The following is a 756-nucleotide window of genomic DNA, read 5'->3' as shown; positions in this document are numbered from 1 at the left end:
AACCTCGCTTGAAGTATGACATAGATATTAAGTTCTAGTAATATAGGTTTCAGTCTTGTCCAGTGTTCATCTTTGAGCATGGTGCGAGGCATAGCGAACGATATCTTTTTTGTGTGAGGACTTAAAGATTAACCGTTCGCTATTTTTTGCCATTAATTTGTCGCCAATGTTTAACACTACTAAGATTATCTACGCCATTTTCGATTATTTTCATAATCCAGTATTCACTTTATAAAAAAATAAGGCCACGAATGGCCTTATTTTTTCAATAGCTACTTTTGATAATAAGGATAATCGCTATAGCCTATTTCCGTGCCACCATACATTGTGGCTGGATCTACCTCATTGAGCGGCCAATGATGAGCTATGCGCTCTGGTAAATCAGGATTAGCAATAAAAGGACGACCAAAAGCAAATAAATCTCCATAACCTTTAGATAACATATTGAGCGATTTCTCTACAGTGTATTTTCCCGCATAAATAATACGTCCTGAAAACTCAGCTCTAACCGCTTGATAAAAGGGCTCTGGTAAATCAGGTGCATTATCCCAATCAGCTTCTGCAATGGACAAATAAGCGATGCCCGCTTTCTCAAGTACTTTAACCGCTTCAATATAAGTATGATGAGGATCTGATTCTACCAGCCCCAAGTACACACGATCCTCACCGGTACTAGCAAACAAAGGCGCAAAACGGACGCCTAAACGATCAGCACCGACCACATCACTCACAGCAGCAACCACTTCTTTTAGGAAC

2 pseudogenes are annotated in these 756 nt (G+C 39.8%); both read right to left on the bottom strand.

Annotated elements, in window-relative coordinates:
* A pseudogene (locus B3V51_RS04035) lies at positions 1-92 on the bottom strand (IS5/IS1182 family transposase); the annotation flags it as partial.
* A gap of 180 nt (positions 93-272) precedes the next feature.
* A pseudogene (locus tag B3V51_RS04030) lies at positions 273-756 on the bottom strand (alkene reductase); the annotation flags it as partial.

The sequence above is a fragment of the Psychrobacter sp. UBA2514 genome, from assembly GCF_002341255.1.
In the GTDB taxonomy this organism is placed as follows: domain Bacteria; phylum Pseudomonadota; class Gammaproteobacteria; order Pseudomonadales; family Moraxellaceae; genus Psychrobacter; species Psychrobacter pacificensis.
Note: the sequence above shows the minus strand (reverse complement) of the source record. Positions and strands in the feature narration are given on the sequence as shown.